Raw genomic sequence first — 14,457 nt, 5'->3', positions numbered from 1 at the left:
GCATTGTTGAAAATGCGGTTGTTATAAGTTATTTTCCTATTAAAATAATTAGTCTTTGTTCAAAATTTAAGATTGTTATTTTATTATATCTAGTAACTATTTATAATATTTAATAATTACTTGATTTACTATTAAGGTGGTTATCTTACAAAAATGTAAGGTTATTTTAATTGACACTCGTATGTATAAGTAACTATACTGGTTACACGATGTTGGTGAGTATATTTAATAATCTCTATCTATAAGTGTATGTCCGAGGATTATTTTTAGAGTAATAGTTCGATTTTAAATTCATTATCCGTTATATGTTAATATAAACGGATTAATCTATTCTTTATTCAAGGTCGTATTATTTAAAGATTAATTATAAATGATATATTTACCAAATTGTAATAACTTGATAGAGGTGTTCATTTTGAAATACAAATTAATTGCTACAGGAATTCTTGCTGGAAGTTTATTATCCTACTCATCTAATACATTTGCAAATACTCATAAGTTCCCAGATGTTCCTGCATGGGCGGACAAATCCGTTAATTATTTAGTTGATAAACAGGTATTGAATGGCTATCCAGACGGAACTTTCGGTTCAAATGACTCATTAGACAGAGCTTCAGCTACAAAAATTATGACAAAAGTTTTAGGTATACAAATTGACTCTAATGCAAAACCATCATTTACAGATTCACAAAACCACTGGGCTACTCCGTATATTGCTGCTGCTGAAAAAGCTGGTATTGTTAAAGGTGAGGGTAATGGAATCTTCAATCCATCCGGAAAAGTAACTCGCGCTGCTATGGCTACGATGCTAGTAAATGCATATAAACTACAAAGCACACCAAATCATAACGAGCAGGTTAAATTTGAAGATTTAAAAGGCCATTGGGGAGAAAAATATGCCAATATTTTAATCGGTTTGAAAATTTCTAATGGTACTGAGAACGGTTGGCAACCAAATAGATTTATAACACGTGCTGAAGCTGCTCAACTTACTGCAAAAACAGATATGATGCAACATCGTCCAAAAAACCCATTAGAAAGCAAAATAATCATTATTGATCCTGGACATGGTGGCGAAGATCCTGGGAAATCCACAAAGGGATTACCTGAAAGTAAGATTGTACTAGACACTTCTTTACGTCTACAACAATTACTTGAAAAGCATACACCATTTACAGTTTTATTAACTCGTCAATCTGATAATAGACCAGGACATGATCAAAAAAGTTCTTTACAGGAACGTGTTAAATTTGCTAAGAAAAATCAGGGTGATATCTTTATAAGCGTACATGCAAATGCTTTTAATGGTAATGCAAAAGGGACAGAAACATATTACTATAAATCTTCTAAATCCGAAAAAACAAATCCTCATGTGGAAGAAAGTCGTGTTTTAGCGGAAAAAATTCAAACACGTTTAGTAGAGGCACTTCAAACACGAGATAGAGGAGTTAAACATGGAGACCTTCATGTTATAAGAGAAAATGACATGCCAGCTGTGTTGACGGAACTGGCGTTTATAGATAATGGTATTGATTACAGTAAATTATCTACGGAAAATGGCAGAAAAATTGCAGCAGAAGCCATTTATGAAGGAATTTTAGATTATTATGAATGGAAAGGAAATAATGTATCTGAATATAGGCTGTAATAAGTAATTGAAAATATAGTAATTCTCGAAATGAAGAATTCTATAATTTTTTTGCAGTTTTTTAAACAACAATTTTAAATTTGTATTTAAAATTGTTGTTTAAATCGTTATTTTATGTTTTAATAATGTTGATAATAGTTCTCAATAATAGTGAGAGGAAGATTAGTGAAACATGTGTTTTTAGTTAGTGTCATAAAAGTTAATGAATTTCTATATTGTATGGCTATGAATCTATCTCTATTTTTGTGAACTAGAAATAATATATTTATATCTTTTAAATGTTTAAGAAGGAGTGGCTGTCTGTATGAAAAAAGCAAAAGAAATAGCTAAATGCGTTGCGGTAGTGTCCGTTATTATGTCTGGATCATTTGGTTTACAAGCAACATCTGCATTTGCAGATTCTAAAGGAACTGTGGAAAATCTTCAAAATGGTGGGAAGGTCTATAATAGTTTTAAAACTACTTATGACATGAAGCAGAATATCAAAAATTCAATAAAAGTTTCTTTTATTGAGGATCCTTACGCAGATAAAAAGATTGCAATTGTTACCACTGATGGTAGTAATATAGATGCTAAATATACAATTAATAGCGGATACTATAACGCAGGTTTAAAATGGCCATCAGCCTATCATACTGAAGCAGAAATAACAAGTGGTGATAGTGCTCAATTCCATAAAGCTGCCCCAGTTAATACAATGACTTCAGCAAAGGTCACTTCTGAGGTAGGGTATACACTTGGTGGAAGTGTTAAAGTAGGAGTAAATGATAAAGGGCCAAATGCCGATGCAAGTATCACAGGTAGCTTTGCTTGGAAAGAAAGTGTATCTTATGATCAAGTAGATTATAAAACGGTATTAGAGACTCACACAGATAAAAAATTAAATTGGAAAGTAGGATTCCAATCATTTAATTTCCCAGAGTGGGGAATTTATAATCGTGATTCATTCAATACTTTCTATGGTAATCAACTATTTATGAAATCACGTAGTTATAATGAAGGAACGAATAATTTTGTTTCAAAAGATACAGTACCAGCTTTAACAGGATATGGTTTTTCTCCAAACGTAGTAGCGGTTATTACTGCTGATAAAACAGAAACTACATCAGATTTAAAAATAACAAATCGTAGAATTTCAGATCAGTACAATATCGAATGGGTAAGTTCAAAATGGTGGGGAACAAATAATAAAGATACATATAATGAATTCTTTACGAACCACTATAAATTAGACTGGAAAAATCATCAAGTTACTCTTGATAATCAAAAAGCCCTTGAAGAACAAATGAATAGTATCAACAGCGTGAATGATAAACTTAACAAAGGAAAAGGGAAATTATCTCTTTCAATGAATGGAAATCAACTCAAAGCTACGTCTAGCAATGCTGGTTATGGTATCAGTTACGAAGATAAAAATTGGGGTATCTTTGTAAATGGTGAAAAGGTCTATACTTTTAATGAAAAATCAACTGTAGGCAATATATCTAATGATATTAACAAATTAAACATTAAAGGACCTTATATCGAGATTAAACAGATTTAGTCAGAAAATGATGGACGATTGATGGATAATTATCTCATCAAGATACGAGTATACTAGTTTATCCCGCATTAACGGGCAGCCCGATTGGTTCACCTAATAATCAGTGGTGGATGAACAAAACCCCCACTGATTAAAGTTTCACTTTATTTTAAATCTGTATAATGTAACGAAAGGACCAAAGTTTATCTATAAAATAAATAAACTTTGGTCCTTATTATGTTTTTATTCGCGCACGAAATTAAGATGAAATTAGATGTTTTTTGTCTATTCTTTTACTCAATTAGAAAAGAGCGTAAAGTAGTTGAAAGCTATTGATGCTACGCAAGGGGATATTGTTTAAAGTAATCAGAACCTCATCGGTTGTTAAGTTATCACTTTAAATATATAATTAAATTTCATTAAAAAGATACTCTATTCAAAGTCCTTATTGGGTTTTTGAAGTGAAATATATACTATTTGAGGTGTGTGAAATGGGGAAATCTCGAGAGCAGACGATGGAAAATATCTTAAAGGCTGCTAAGAAAAAATTTGGAGAGCGTGGCTACGAAGGTACGAGCATACAAGAAATTGCAAAAGAAGCGAAAGTGAATGTTGCTATGGCTTCTTACTATTTTAATGGGAAAGAAAACCTATATTATGAGGTATTTAAGAAATATGGCCTTGCTAATGAGCTACCCAATTTTCTTGAGAAGAATCAATTTGATCCTATCGATGCCCTTAGAGAATATTTAACGGTTTTTACTATACATATAAAAGAGAACCCTGAAATTGGATCGTTGGCATATGAGGAGATTATTAAGGAAAGTGCACGATTAGAAAAGATTAAACCGTATTTCATAGGTAATTTTGAACAGTTAAAAGAAATATTACAGGAGGGTGAAAAGCAAGAAGTTTTTCATTTCTTCTCCATAAATCATACGATACATTGGATCACTTCTATTGTTTTATTTCCAAAGTTTAAAAAGTTTATTGATTCTTTAGGGCCAAATGAAACGAATGATACAAATCATGAATGGATGCCAGAAGACTTAGTGGACAGAATTGTTACTGCATTAACAGATAAACCTAACGTGTAAATTATTCAGTGTATATGAATTCTATTATTACTATTTAAAGCCTAATTTCTCAATGTATTGTAGAGAAATTAGGCTTTTTTCAACACGTCATTAAAATATTTATAATTCAATGACTCAATTTGCTGATTATATTTTCAAGTATTCGTTTTGAGCTACATAGATATAGTTTTTGTTGCAACTGTTTGTTGAAATGCTTTATCATGCTCAACAATAACCATTGTGGGATTAAATTGTTGAATAAGCTCTTCGATTTGCATACGGGAATAGATATCTATAAAATTTAGTGGTTCATCCCATATATATATATGAGCTTTTTCACATAAGCTTTTAGCGATAAGCAGTTTTTTCTTTTGTCCACCAGAATAATGAGATATATCTTTCTCAAATTGAATTCGGTCAAAGTCCATCTTACGTAGGATGGATTTAAATAAGGTCTCATCAATCTTGTGCTGTTCAATAAAGTCTGATAGCGATCCCCTTAAATGAGAAGTATCTTGTTGGACATAGGAAATGATGAGTCCTGTACCTAAAATAACTAAGCCTGTATGCTGTATCGGATGTCCTAAAATTAGTTTTAGGATACTACTTTTTCCGCTCCCATTCGTTCCATCAAGTACAATTCGGTCACCTTGTTCAACTATGAAGCTAATCGGATCATTCACAATTTGATCATCGTACTTAACGGAAACATCAACCAAAGTAATCAATTCATTTGATTTAAATTGTAATTGTTCCAATTTTAAGGACTCAGTTTTCTCCACATTTTTTAGTAATTTTGACTTTTCTTCAATAGCTTTTTGTTGTCTTGATTCAAGGTTTTTTGCTCTTTTCATCATCTTGGCTGCTTTATGACCTACAAACCCCTTATCCAACTTAGAGCCTGAATTCCTCGTTCCATTTTTTGAAGCTTCCACATCATGAGACCAACTTGCTGAACGCTTGGAAGACTGTTTTAATCTCCCTATGTCTTTTTGTAGACGCTCATTTGTAGCCTCTTCGTGCTCTTGCTGTCTATCAAAATTTAACTTCCAAGAAGAATAGTTACCACTCTGAACTTCAATATTTGCTCTATTTATAGATAGGATATGGTCAACGCACCCATCTAAAAAGATTCTGTCATGTGAAATTAAAATAAATCCTTTTTTCTTCCTTAGATAATCAGAGACTATCTTTCGTGCATCAGTATCTAAATGATTTGTTGGTTCATCAATTAATAGGAATTGGCCCTCATTTAAAAACAGTGCAGCAAGCAACACCTTTGTTTGTTCCCCATTTGATAATGTTTTAAATGGTCTGTATATGACCTCAGCATCAACATTTAAATAGGATATCTCACGCAGAAATTCCCAATCTTCTGCTTGGGGACAAATTTCTTCAAGGATTTCATGAGTGAATTTGTTCTTATCTGCAACAGAGTAGGGGAAGTAATTGAATTCTACCGAAGCAAGGATTTTCCCACCATACTCATAATTCCCTAACAATAAATTAAAGAATGTCGTTTTACCTCGTCCGTTTCTACCGATAAATCCTAGCTTCCAATCCGTATCTATTTGGAAGTTTACACTTTCAAAAATATTATCAAAGCTACCTGGGTATGAAAAAGTTAAATCTTGGACTTTTATCATTGACATAATAATTCCTCCTTTATATATCGAAACGTTTCGTATAAAGTCGGAACATCCATCCATTTTTTAATTGCTCTATATAAGTTTGATGGATATTAACGACTTATATAGAGCATTACATGTGTAACAATAGTGTCTGAAGTACTCATTTTTCTCGCTCCTTTATTTGTTAGGTACATTTAACAATTAATAAGTTCCAACTAACATAAACGGGAATAAAAAAATCCCCCAATTGTAATCGGAAGGATTAGTCTTTCGTCTATACTTAATAAGTACTTATTAATCATTTGAATCATGACAAATAAAGTATGAACTGAATTTTAAAAATGGATAGACTAACCCTATATTTTGTAGTTTGAAGTTATAAAATTCAACTTAAAATATAAATTAGTTAATCATTATTCATCCATCATTCCTTTCATAATTCTATTTTTAGAGTAACATTCTTTTTAGAGAGATGCAATATCAGCTTCAGCTTCACCTAATCCTAGATTATTTATAATTCTTTGAGTAAGGAGGAAAGATGAAATTGACATCAATCTAAGTTGTAACTATAATTGTTACAGTTAGTTTCGAAAACTAATTCGAATTTCTATGTTAAAGATAGTATATTTTCATTCCTTTTTAAGTGTGACAGTTAGCAACTAACTATAATTCAATAGAGGATTAGATTTTATCTCATATTTAAAGAGTAGATAAGTTGTACAATCCAAATTTACGATGCACAAATACTTGAAAAACTACATTTTTTAACTGATCCTTTTTGGAATCCTCAGTATTGGAAATTGTAAAAATCTACAAAAAGTTAATAAGACTGTTGTATGTAGAAAAAAATCTTTTAAAAAGGTCATAATATGGATAATAGGTAGCACACATTTTAATTAGTAGGAGTTGTGCCACTATCAAGACATTTCTTAATAAAAGTATAGAAAAAACTCAAGAAGGTGAGTCCATTGCGTAAACATGCATATGTGCAATTTTATGTATTGATATTGGCTTTAATAGCTTATATAAGCTTTTGCTGTATATTTTTATTTGTTCTTCCGAATCATTATTTCGTATCAGATTTTAATATCCGGCTATCATCTTTAGTTGTTGAAACTACTGTATTTATTTCATTACTGTATTCTATATTATCCAGAAAAATTAAGTTAGGAGTATTCTGGATTTGCATAATTATTGCGATAGGGTGTTTCCTGATAGGAAATTTCATATCTGCTTTTCAAGTACTTAATGTAGAATTACCAATACAAAATTTTAGTATCTCTGATGTATTTTTGTTGTTTTTCTTATTTTTCTTTCTCTTTGCGTTTTTTTATAAAATTATGATGGAATGTAACAAATGGGAGAAAGCGTATTTACTTTGTGATTTATGCATTGTTGTTACTGCTATTTTTACATTAGAGTGGTACCTATTTAATAAACCTTCTGCAAATATCTTATTCTTTTCAATTGGAGATGTTTTTCTTTCATTTATTTTTCCGATTATAGATTTATTGCTTCTATTACTTGGAGTTACACTAATCTTTCGACCTGCTATTTTCAATGCAAAAAGTAAATTGTTTATTTTTATCCTAGTATTAACTGGATTGGCTATTACGGACTACTTATATTTTTACTTACAAGATGATTTGTCAGATCGTTCAGTTATATTATTAAGGTGTTTGTATAGAGTTTTCCTATTATTTATCGCTATTGCTGCTACAATTCCAAAGAATACTTCTTCTAAAAGAAATTATTTTATTGTCAATCCAACATTTGGAGAGAAACTTCTTGTCATATTTCCTTATCTTGCAGTTGCAGTCTTAATTGGCTTTACTTTGAAAGAACAAACTTCTTCAGCTACATTGATTACGGGAAATTGTATTGCTTTTGTATTTGTACTGATTCGTCATACAATTGTACGAATGCAAAACAAGGATTTAACCGAGGCCTTAAAAGTGTTTAATAATCAATTAGAACGAACAGTAACTCAAAGAACACGGGATTTAATAAACAAATCTAATGATTTGGTAAAAAATCAAGAGAGATTTAAGTCTTTATATGAGTATCATCCAGATCCTATTTTAACGATTGATTCAAATGGTATCGTATTAAATATAAACCAGGCTGGAAGTATGTTATTAGGAAAAGAAAGTGCTGCATTAATAGGGAAAGAGTGCTTCTCTATTTTTTTAGATGAAGATAAATCTGAATTGGAATCGGCTATAAAGAAAGGGAAACGATGTAGTTCATCTTCGTTACAGTTACGTGTGAAAAATAACAATGAGAAGGATATCCTCTTTTGGTATGTCACTATAGTTCCTATTATGATAGAAGGACAAACCTTTGGGAGTTATGTAATGGTAAAAGACATAACGAGGATGAAACAACAACAGGATGAGATAAATTATCTTGCATTCCATGATACGGTGACGGAGATTGGAAATCGTATATTCTTCCAACAAGAATTAGATAGATCCATTAAGCGTGCACAAAAAACACAGGATAAGTTCGGGCTCCTGTATATTGATTTAAATCGCTTTAAGACCATTAATGATACATTGGGTCATTCGATTGGTGACAGAGTTTTAAAAGAAGTTGCCAAACGTTTTAGGACATGTCTGTCACCGACTATTCCTCTAGCAAGAATAGGTGGAGATGAGTTTGCAATCATTGTCCATAACCAAACGGAGCAACAGCTATTGGATTTGTGTAAAACTCTATTTCGTATAACTGAAGAACCATTTGTAGTAAATCAGCATAGTTTTTACTTATCTCTTAGTATAGGAATAGCAGTGTATCCATTTGGAGGAATAAATACTACTACACTTTTACAACACGCTGATATCGCTATGTATAGCGCAAAGGAAAAAGGTAACAATGCTGTTTGTATGTATGACGAGACATTATCACAAAAAGTAACTCGTCGATTACGATTAGAACAGGATTTACCAAATGCAATTGAAAATAATGAGTTGTTTTTATTGTATCAACCACAAATTGATAGTAAGGCAGGTAAGGTTATTGGTGCAGAGGCTTTAATACGCTGGCAACATCCAGAGCTTGGGCTGATTTCTCCTTTTGAGTTTATACCTATCGCAGAAGAAACGGCGCAGATTATTTCAATTGGGAAGTGGACGTTACAGAAAGCGTGTCGACAACTGAAAGAATGGTATTCTGCGGGCTATTCAAATCTAAAGATGGGGATAAATTTATCAGCTATAGAGTTTGAACAGAAAGATTTTGTTCAAACAATGATATCTACCATAGAAGAGATAGGAGTACCTGCTAATTCAATTGATTTGGAATTAACAGAGCGAATAGCAATGGTAGATGAAAAAGAAACCTTATCGAAGTTAAAAGTATTAAAATCATATGGTGTACATTTATCAATTGACGATTTTGGTACAGGTTATTCTTCACTAGCGTATTTGCCTCTTTATCCAATTGATACTTTGAAAATTCCAAAAGAATTTGTTAATAGGATCGGAACTTTTACTGATGGAGATGAAATTATACAAACCATTATTTCACTTGCTCATACTTTAAACATGAAAGTGATAGCAGAAGGGGTAGAAACGAAAGAACAATTAACAGTGTTGCAACGTAATGCATGTTATCTAATTCAAGGCTATTACTACAGTAAACCTGTAAATGAAGATGAATTTATCGATTTTTTAAGTACAATGCAAAATGAATAAGTGAAAAATCAGTATCTGTATAAAGTAAAGTGAAAAGACGTTCTATCCATATGGATTTGAACGTCTTTCTTATGTTTATTTTCAGTAGTTATGCAGCAAGGTTTCAGCCTTTGAAAGTAAAATAAGTATCTATATTCCTGGTATTTTGGGCTAATGGGATATGAGGTGAAAATTGCTTCTTGTGAAAACTCATTAGGGACAGCTTGTATATTCTTAAAGCAATTTGAAAAAGGATTAGCAGTTTGTATGGAATTAGGAAATGAAGAGTATGTATATCATTTCAATATTTTACGTTCTCTTAATGAAGATGAAGCAATTAAACTCTTAGAAGAAGTGAAAAAAGTATTTCTTACTTCGAAAAGCAAGGTTTAGGGGATTTCGTAGAAGAATATGCAGATCTAAAAAAGGAAGAAATTATACAATAATCACATGCTATCATTTTTAATAGCTAATTAACAAAGGGACTCCAATTATGGAGTCCCTTTGTTAATGGGGTAATGCTCTGGTTTATCTAATTATAACAATATTTGTAAAAAGTGTAAAGGGGTCCTAGTTTGGAGGGAGAATTATTTAATCTTTTTTATTTAATAAAAGGGATAATATTTAGTTATCTGCGCTTCTTAATTATGTTTTCTATCACAATTTGAAGTGAATTTCATTTAATCTTATTTATTTTATAGGAATTATAAGGTATACTAAAAATAGGTGCAAAATGTACCATTTGAAAAAGAGTGAATTGCAAAAAGGAATCCGTAAAGGATTCCTTTTTTGTTTCTTTGAAAATGAAGCAATGTTCTAATTATCTCTTTCATTTTTATGAATGCGCTGCGATCTTATAAACTAAAAAGGAATTTTTGGGGAATTGCCATATTCCTGTAACAAAACAAAGGTATGTTATGTGTGTTAAATATAAAGAGAAAGAAGGAAAAGTTGTGAAAAAATTTTTGCCAATTGTTGCGTTATTAGGCATGATGAGTTTTGGAGTACAGGAAATGAATGTAAGAGCTGATACATACCACAAGGGCGATTCAAAAATTAGTTTTTGGGATTCGAAAAGAAAGGGTACTAATTTCATGAATAGTACGTCATTACCTGAAAACTATAAAAGTGCAAAAGAAGCTAATATTGAATATGTACGTTTAGCACCTGATAAATGGGCAAAAGATAAAGGTTTTCTATTTGAGGATAAACCAGATACTTATGGAAAGGATTTTCTGATAGGTAATGCAGATAACTATCAGGGATTAGTAAAGGAGGATTTAGAAAAATTAAAGGCGGATTTAGATGCCGCACAATCACAAGGAATGAAAGTTGTTCTTACAATGTTATCCTTACCTGGTGATCGATGGCGCCAATTTAATAATAACAAGAATGACGACAGAATATGGGAAGAAGAGAAGTATCAAGAACAAGCAAGTCAATTTTGGAAGGATCTTGCTCTGGAATTAAAAGATCACCCTGCGGTGGTTGGTTATAATATTATAAATGAACCACATCCAGAAACAGCTAAAAATAATAGATATAATGATTTTTGGACGGAAGATTATGAGAAATGGTATTCAAAAGTGAAGGGAACGACAGCCGATTTAAACAGATTGTATCAAAAAGTGATCAATTCCATTCGTGAAGTAGACCAGGAAACGCCGATTATTTTAGATTCAGGTTTATATGCTACTCCATGGGCCTTTAAATATTTAAAACCAGTAAATGATAAAAAAACACTATATGCATTTCATATGTATGAACCATATGAATTAACGAGTCAAGGTGAAAAACAAAACAAGGAGTATCAATATCCAGGATTAGTAAAAGTAGGAGATTTAGAGAAACCTGTAATGTGGAATAAGCAGGGATTAGAGAAATTTTTGAAGCCAATCCAACAATGGTCTAAGAAAAATCATGTATCATCTAATCGAATTATTGCAGAGGAGTTTGGAATTAACCGTACTGTTCCAGGAGCTACCCAATACATGCAAGATCTTATTTCTATCTTCAACCAAAAAGGTTGGCATAAATCATTCTATGCATTCCGTGAAGACACATGGACAGGGATGAATTATGAATTGGGAACCGGAAAAATAAAATGGGATGAAGAGGGTAAACCGATGCCTCAAGATAATTCACTCTGGGAAGTAATAAAAAACGATTTACAAGCACATAAATAGTTTAGAATATTTGTCCTAAGGACTAAAAGTAAGCATCTAATTCAAATGGAATTAGATGCTTTTTTTTCAAAAAAGGTGGAGACTTAAACAAATGTGGTTGCAATTGTATTAACCTTTAAAGTAAAAAAGTTTTATGAATTTTTCGTGAGATTTCAATCCTTATATGCTGAAAATTATTTACTTATTTCTCCAATTGGGTATATTTCTCCAATCGGATGGAAGTTTAGAATACAGAATCAAAACATAATAAGCTGTTATCGATGAGTTTATCGTAAAGTTGTTATTTAATGTGTCATCAAATAACATTTATATACAATAATAAATAAAGAAAAGGAGATATTTATGAAAAAATATAGAGTAATAGACACAACTTAAATAGTATGAATAGTTTAGAGTGTAAAAACATGAAGAAGAAAATAAAAAAATTCTTAAAAGTATTAAGGAAAAATGAGGAGATAATATGGGGAATAATTCAAAACACAAAACTAGAAAAATACTTGCAGCTACTGCTACAGTAACTATGCTTGCGACTGGAATGATGTCTTCATCAGATGTCTTTGCAGAGAAAAAGGAGCAGCAAAAAAAATTATCGACATCACTGCAAAGTGAAAAGTCAGTTAAATCAGAAAATAGAACATTTACAGTCCCAGGAAAAGGGGATGTTGAGGTATTAAAACAACAGGAAAGAAAAAGTATGGCATTTAGTCCGTATGAACCAACTGGTTTATATGCAAAGCCAAATGAACAAATAACGATTAATGTAGAAGGTAATCAAGATATTCAGGTATATATTGGAACGTATTCGTATGATGCTTCTTGGAGAGAAGATTCTAAGATAAAATCATTTACATTAAAACCTGGTATAAACACAATCCAATCTCCAAATGGGGGGATGATTTATTTTTATAATAAACAACAAGGAGATAGCATTCGAACAACAATTACAACAGGTGGAACGACTACGCCTTTCTTTGAACTAGGAAAGCATACGAAACAAGATTTAATAAACATGCTGGACCAGTATCCTAATGCACATGCAGTGGAGTTAAAAGGAGAACGTGTATTAATTACGGCCAGCCCTGCACGTGTTAAGAAATATTTGTTGGGTTCTAATACAGATCCTGTACAACTCTTAAAAAAGATGGATGAAGCTACTCGAATTCAAGACAAAGTAGCTGGATTATCTGAAGAACAAGTAGATAAACATTATGTTCATTACGTAGAAGAAAATCATTCTCCTGATTATTATATGTATGCAACTTCTTATCGAACAGCATATGTAGGAGATGCAATCCAATACGTGTTAGATATTAATAAATTTATAACAGATGGCTGGGGCCCTTGGCATGAGGCAGGACATTTGAGACAACAATCGCCCTGGAAGTTTTATAATATGACAGAAGTACAAAATAATATATACAGCCTTTCTGTAGAAAAAGCATTTAATCAACCATCCAACTTAGAGAAAAGTGGAATTTATCCAAAAGCATTTCAATATCTAGAGCAAGTGAATAAAAATTATGATGAAATTAGCGATGTTTTTGTAAAGCTTGTTATGCTTTGGCAACTACAGTTAGCGTATGGAGAGGATTTCTATCCTAAATTGCATCAATTGTATAGAGACATGCCTTCAAGTGAACTTCCACAAACTGATGAAAATAAAAAACAATTATTTATGATTTCAGCATCAAAAGTAGCCAAACAAAATTTGATTCCTTTCTTTGAGAAGTGGGGATTACGTCCAAATAACGATACCATTCAAAAAGTAGCTGCATTAGGATATCCAATTTTAACAGCAGAGATTTGGAAGGGTACGGATGCTAATCCAATTAAACCAGATATGCCTAATGTAAATAATATATTAGAAGGAAACCAGTTTGCATGGTCGCTGAAAGGGATTGGAGATTTTGAATTCGCAAAAGTAAATTTAAATAAATCAACAGAAGAAATGCAAATTGATCTAAAAGCAGGTGTACCACATAACTACTTTAATAGTACATATGCAAGTATTAAAGTGCAAAACACATCAGGTAAAGTAGTATATAACAAGGAGTTTTATGGGAATAAACAGCAAAATGCTGGAACACAAAAAGTTTCAGTAAAGACCGGCGATTTTATTGAGCTTACACATTTAGAAGGCGGAGAGAGGGCAACATTAATAAATTTAGATAATAATAAACGTGAAAGTCTTGATAAAAAAGTAATGTATGAAGTTACAAAGGATGGCCTGAAAAAAGTAAATCAAATTGTTAATCCGAAACCAGATACAGAAGCTCCCACACAGCCACAAGGATTATATGCAAACAATCTTACTTCTAACAGTGTAGAGCTAAAATGGAATCCTTCTACAGATAATATAGGTGTAAAAGAATATCAGGTATTACGTGATGGACAATTGATTCAAACCGTACAAGGAACGACATTTATTGATCAAAACTTAACAGCTAATAAGGAATATAAATATGCAGTGAAGGCTGTAGATGCAGCTGGAAATACATCAATTCAAAGTGAAATTCTTCCGGTAAAAACCAAAGATCAAAATGTATCTTATGAAAAATGGGATCCAAAGAAGGCATATACAAAGGGCGATAAAGTAGAACATCAAGGGATAGTGTATGAAGCGGTTCAAAATCATCAAGGAAATGGTGACCCGAATTGGATATTTGCGTTATCTTTATGGAAACCACTTACAATCAAATAACATGTAAGAATCAGAT

At 31.8% G+C, this 14,457-nt stretch carries 8 protein-coding genes; 7 read left to right on the top strand and 1 reads right to left on the bottom strand.

The window, feature by feature from the left end:
- The first annotated feature begins 415 nt into the window (after positions 1 to 415).
- The 3 genes from ACUXVC_RS17725 to hlyIIR all read left to right on the top strand — a co-directional run bounded on the left by ACUXVC_RS17725 (position 416) and on the right by hlyIIR (position 4,267).
- Positions 416 to 1,648 carry an N-acetylmuramoyl-L-alanine amidase gene (locus ACUXVC_RS17725; protein ID WP_095690413.1) on the top strand — a complete coding sequence of 411 codons (1,233 nt, stop codon included), beginning with the start codon at positions 416 to 418 and terminating at the stop codon, positions 1,646 to 1,648.
- 304 nt (positions 1,649 to 1,952) lie between these two features.
- The gene (gene hlyII / locus ACUXVC_RS17720) at positions 1,953 to 3,191 is read left to right on the top strand and encodes a hemolysin II HlyII (RefSeq protein WP_043937930.1); all 1,239 of its coding nucleotides are present in this window, start codon (positions 1,953 to 1,955) and stop codon (positions 3,189 to 3,191) included.
- 470 nt (positions 3,192 to 3,661) lie between these two features.
- Positions 3,662 to 4,267, top strand: coding sequence for a hemolysin II regulator HlyIIR (gene hlyIIR / locus ACUXVC_RS17715; protein ID WP_000520481.1), 606 nt, complete (start codon positions 3,662 to 3,664; stop codon positions 4,265 to 4,267).
- Between the two features lie 152 nt (positions 4,268 to 4,419).
- Here the strand turns inward: hlyIIR and ACUXVC_RS17710 are convergent, their stop codons facing one another.
- Positions 4,420 to 5,898 carry an Lsa family ABC-F type ribosomal protection protein gene (locus ACUXVC_RS17710; protein ID WP_095690414.1) on the bottom strand — a complete coding sequence of 493 codons (1,479 nt, stop codon included), beginning with the start codon at positions 5,896 to 5,898 and terminating at the stop codon, positions 4,420 to 4,422.
- 947 nt (positions 5,899 to 6,845) lie between these two features.
- Here ACUXVC_RS17710 and ACUXVC_RS17705 point away from each other — a divergent pair.
- The 4 genes from ACUXVC_RS17705 (at position 6,846) to ACUXVC_RS17690 (ending at position 14,441) form a co-directional block, all read left to right on the top strand.
- Positions 6,846 to 9,575, top strand: a complete 2,730-nt coding sequence (locus ACUXVC_RS17705; RefSeq protein ID WP_139310390.1) for a sensor domain-containing protein — start codon at positions 6,846 to 6,848, stop codon at positions 9,573 to 9,575.
- 153 nt (positions 9,576 to 9,728) lie between these two features.
- Complete coding sequence (locus tag ACUXVC_RS17700; protein WP_446025793.1) at positions 9,729 to 9,947, top strand: aspartate phosphatase; 219 nt, start codon at positions 9,729 to 9,731, stop codon at positions 9,945 to 9,947.
- A 524-nt stretch (positions 9,948 to 10,471) separates the two neighbouring features.
- Positions 10,472 to 11,740: a glycoside hydrolase family 5 protein gene (locus tag ACUXVC_RS17695; RefSeq protein WP_089172143.1), complete on the top strand. Its 1,269-nt coding sequence runs from the start codon at positions 10,472 to 10,474 to the stop codon at positions 11,738 to 11,740.
- 460 nt (positions 11,741 to 12,200) lie between these two features.
- On the top strand, positions 12,201 to 14,441 hold the full coding sequence (locus ACUXVC_RS17690) for a M60 family metallopeptidase (RefSeq protein ID WP_095690415.1): 2,241 nt from the start codon (positions 12,201 to 12,203) through the stop codon (positions 14,439 to 14,441).
- The last annotated feature ends 16 nt before the right edge of the window (positions 14,442 to 14,457 follow it).

Source organism: Bacillus sp. N6, from assembly GCF_052805735.1.
The sequence above is the reverse complement of the archived record's forward strand: the minus strand, read 5'-3'. Positions and strand labels throughout refer to the sequence as shown.